5 protein-coding genes are annotated in these 3,785 nt (G+C 72.8%); 3 read left to right on the forward strand and 2 right to left on the reverse strand.

What is annotated here, in order from left to right:
• Positions 1 to 206: 206 nt before the first annotated feature.
• Positions 207 to 701: a hypothetical protein gene (locus BN4348_RS37555; protein WP_066910846.1), complete on the reverse strand. Its 495-nt coding sequence runs from the start codon at positions 699 to 701 to the stop codon at positions 207 to 209.
• Positions 702 to 735: 34 nt separating this feature from the next.
• Between BN4348_RS37555 and BN4348_RS37560 the strand changes: the two genes are divergently transcribed.
• Positions 736 to 2,142, forward strand: coding sequence for a DNA polymerase IV (locus tag BN4348_RS37560; RefSeq protein WP_066910849.1), 1,407 nt, complete (start codon positions 736 to 738; stop codon positions 2,140 to 2,142).
• Here BN4348_RS37560 and BN4348_RS37565 read toward each other — a convergent pair.
• Complete coding sequence (locus BN4348_RS37565) at positions 2,107 to 3,069, reverse strand: asparaginase (protein WP_096866260.1); 963 nt, start codon at positions 3,067 to 3,069, stop codon at positions 2,107 to 2,109. The genes BN4348_RS37560 and BN4348_RS37565 overlap by 36 nt on opposite strands.
• A gap of 43 nt (positions 3,070 to 3,112) precedes the next feature.
• On the opposite strand from BN4348_RS37565, the gene lspA reads away from it, so the two are divergent.
• Both lspA and BN4348_RS61220 read left to right on the forward strand, forming a co-directional pair.
• Positions 3,113 to 3,700: a signal peptidase II gene (gene lspA / locus BN4348_RS37570; RefSeq protein WP_084454040.1), complete on the forward strand. Its 588-nt coding sequence runs from the start codon at positions 3,113 to 3,115 to the stop codon at positions 3,698 to 3,700.
• Positions 3,697 to 3,785, forward strand: an 89-nt coding sequence (locus BN4348_RS61220; protein ID WP_235852851.1) for a hypothetical protein, incomplete at its 3' end; no start/stop codon positions are given. The genes lspA and BN4348_RS61220, both read left to right, overlap by 4 nt.

Raw genomic sequence — 3,785 nt, forward strand, 5'->3', positions numbered from 1 at the left:
TCCAGTGCCTTGCCTGCCAGCAACATCCGATCCAGCAACAGCCGATCCACCCGCAGCCGATCCAGCAGCAGCCGGTTCACCCGCAGCCGATCCAGCAGCTGCCGACGCCCGGGAAGAAGTGAGCCAGGTTGCTCAACCGCGAAAGTGCAACTGCCGACAAATTTCCCGAGAGGGACGGTCGGCGGTTGCACTTTCGGGGTGTGCTGTTACGCGCGCGATCGCAGCGCGCGGCGGGCGTGCGGCCAGAACGGCATCCCGGCCACGACGGTCGCGCCGGTCGCGATGACGCCGACCGCGACGTCGACGCTCTCGCGGCCGTCCTGTGCCCAGTAGACGTCCTTGAGGTCCAGCAGCAGGGCCAGCTCGTCGACGATCATCGCGTTCGCGGCGCCGAACGCGATCGCCGCCGCGGGATGCCGCCGCTGCTTCTCCGATCCGCGCAGACCCACGCCGGCCACCGTCGCCAGCATCCCAATGCCAATGTTGTAGTGGTGAAAGTGCTTGCCGCCCAGGCTCACACCGCCGCCCGACGGCCCATGGCCCGCGCGAATCCAGTGCGTGAGCCCGCGCAGACCGGCGAACATGAGCGTGAACGACGCCCAGGCCAGCACGGTGGCCTGCTCACCGGGTTGCAGCCGCCGGTCCCACTGGTCACGCAACCGCGCCAGCCGGGACGTCGGCGCGCCTCGCTTGCCCTCCATACCCCGCGACGTTAGACCAATAGCATCTGCAGTTGTGGAGTCCCGCTGGGTGCTGCACCTGGATATGGACGCGTTTTTCGCCTCCGTCGAGCAGCTCACCCGACCGACCCTGCGGGGGCGGCCGGTGCTGGTCGGCGGGCTGGGCGGCCGGGGCGTGGTGGCCGGCGCCAGCTACGAGGCGCGGGTGTTCGGCGCCCGCTCGGCCATGCCGATGCATCAGGCGCGCCGGCTGATCGGCGTGACCGCGGTGGTGTTGCCGCCGCGCGGGGTGGTGTACGGGGTGGCCAGCCGCCGGGTCTTCGACACTGTGCGCGGCCTGGTGCCCGTCGTCGAGCAGCTGTCCGTCGACGAGGGCTTCGGCGAGCCGCCGCGGCTCGCCGGGGCGTCGGCCGCGGACGTCGAGGCGTTCTGCGAGGGATTGCGACGCCGCATTCGCGACGAGACCGGCCTGGTCGCCTCCGTGGGCGCGGGCTCGGGCAAGCAGATCGCCAAGATCGCGTCGGGCCTGGCCAAACCCGACGGCGTGCGGGTGGTCCGGCGCGCCGAGGAGCAATCGCTGCTCGGTGGGTTGCCGGTGCGGCGGCTGTGGGGCATCGGCCCGGTCGCCGAGGAGAAGCTGAATCGGCTCGGCATCGAGACGATCGGGCAGCTGGCCGCGCTGACCGACGCCGAGGTGGCCAACCTGCTCGGCGCGACGGTCGGCCCGGCGCTGCACCGCCTGGCCCGCGGCATCGACGACCGCCCCGTCGCCGAGCGCGCCGAGGCCAAGCAGATCAGCTCGGAGTCGACCTTCGCCGCCGACCTGACCAGCCTCGAGCAGCTGCGCGACGCGATCGACCCCATCGCCGAGCACGCGCACCAACGCCTGCTGCGCGACGGCCGCGGCGCGCGCACCGTCACGGTCAAGCTGAAGAAGTCCGACATGAGCACGCTGACCCGCTCCGCGACGCTGCCCTACGCGACGACGGAAGCGGTCGCGTTGATCGCGGTGGCCCGACGGCTGCTGCTCGACCCGCGCGAGATCGGGCCGATTCGCCTACTCGGCGTGGGGTTTTCGGGGTTGAGCGACGTCCGCCAGGAGTCGTTGTTCCCGGACCTGGAGTTCTCGGAACCGGAGCCGGACACCCAACATTCCGTCGAGACCGCGACCGAGGCCATGTTCGCGCCGGCCGCAGCGGACACCTCGCCGTGGCGGGTCGGCGACGACGTCGCCCACCGCGACTACGGGCACGGCTGGGTGCAGGGCGCCGGCCACGGCGTGGTGACCGTGCGGTTCGAGACCCGCGGCTCGGGCCCGGGCCAGGCGCGCACGTTTCCCGCCGACACGGGCGACCTCACCGGCGCCAACCCCGTCGACTCCCTGGACTGGCCCGACTACGTCGGCGCGCTGCAGGCCGACGCGGTGTTAGCCCCAGCGGTCGATGACGTCGGCGACGGGTAGCCCCGCGGCCAGCGCGGCCATCGCCAGCACCCGCGCCTGCGGCGGCCGCACCCTCGGCACCATCACCGCGCCGGCGGCCGCCATCTCGTGGCCGGGGCCGTAACTCGCGCCGACCCGCCCGCCGGGGACGCGGGTGGACACCGCGATGACCACCCCTTCGCCGCAGTGGCGGCGCACGCCCTCGACGACCGCCGCTCCGGCATTGCCCGAGCCGAGCGCCTCCAGCACGACCGCCCGGGCGCCCGCGGTCACGCAGGCGTCCAGCGCCACCGAGTCACTGCCCAGGTACGCCGCGACGATGTCGACTCGCGGGGCGCCGGCGGCGCTGAGGTCGCCGAGATACGGTCGCGTCTTGGCGCCCGCCAGCGTCACGCCGCCGTGCACCGTGCCGACCAGCTCGCCGGCGAAGCCGCTCAGGTCGTCGGTGGCCACCTTGTGCATGCCCAGCGGCTGCAGCACCCGGCCGGCGAAGCACACCAGCACCCCCAGGCCGCGGGCGGCGGGGCTGGCCGCGACCGCGAACGCGTCGCGCAGGTTCCCCGGGCCGTCGGCGTCGGGGGCGTCGGCGCTGCGCATGGCGCCGGTGAGGACGACCGGGACGTCGCCCGCGTGGGTGAGGTCCAGCCACAGGGCGGTTTCTTCCATGGTGTCGGTGCCGTGGGTGATGACCACACCATCGGCGCCGTCGGCGATCGCGGCGCGCACGGCGGCACGGATCCGGTCCCAGTCGGCCGGTGTCAGCTCCGAGCTGTCGAGGGCCAGCAGCTCGACGACACTGACGTCGAACGTCGCGCTGAGGGGCGCCGTGAGGTCCGCGCCGCTGTAGGCGGGCCGTCGCACCCCGTCGGCGCCTTGGCCGGTCGATATCGTGCCCCCGGTGGCGATGACGGCGAGCCGGGCCTTCGAGTAAGCCTTCGAATAAGCCACGGTGGCATCATCGCGCACGTTCGGGGTAGGGGATGATGGTGACGTGTCCGACGAACCATCAGGGCCGGCCCGGGAGGTGGCCGAACCCGAACCCGCACCCACCGCGACGCCGAGGCGGCTGCGCCTGCTGCTGTCGGTCGCGGCGGTGGTGCTGGCCCTGGACATCGTGACGAAGGTGCTCGCCGTCAGGCTGCTGCCTCCGGGCCAGCCGGTGTCGATCATCGGCGACACGGTGACCTGGACCCTGGTACGCAACTCGGGCGCGGCGTTCTCGATGGCCACCGGCTACACCTGGGTGCTGACGCTGATCGCGACGGGCGTGGTGGTCGGCATCTTCTGGATGGGGCGACGGCTGGTGTCGCCGTGGTGGGCGGTCGGGCTCGGGATGATCCTCGGCGGCGCCATGGGCAACCTTGTCGATCGCTTCTTCCGCTCGCCCGGGCCGCTGCGCGGCCACGTCGTGGACTTCTTGTCGGTCGGCTGGTGGCCGGTGTTCAACGTCGCCGACCCGTCCGTGGTCGGCGGGGCCATCCTCCTCGTGGCGCTGTCGATCTTCGGCTACGACTTCGACAATGTGGGTCGGCGCAAGCCCACCCCGGACGGCGACCGGCGAGAGGCCGGCCAGCGTTGAGCGAACGATCGATGCCCGTCCCCGAGGGACTGGCGGGCATGCGCGTCGACGCCGGGTTGGCGCGCCTGCTGGGGCTGTCGCGCAG

It is taken from the genome of Mycobacterium interjectum, assembly GCF_900078675.2.
GTDB lineage: Bacteria > Actinomycetota > Actinomycetes > Mycobacteriales > Mycobacteriaceae > Mycobacterium > Mycobacterium interjectum.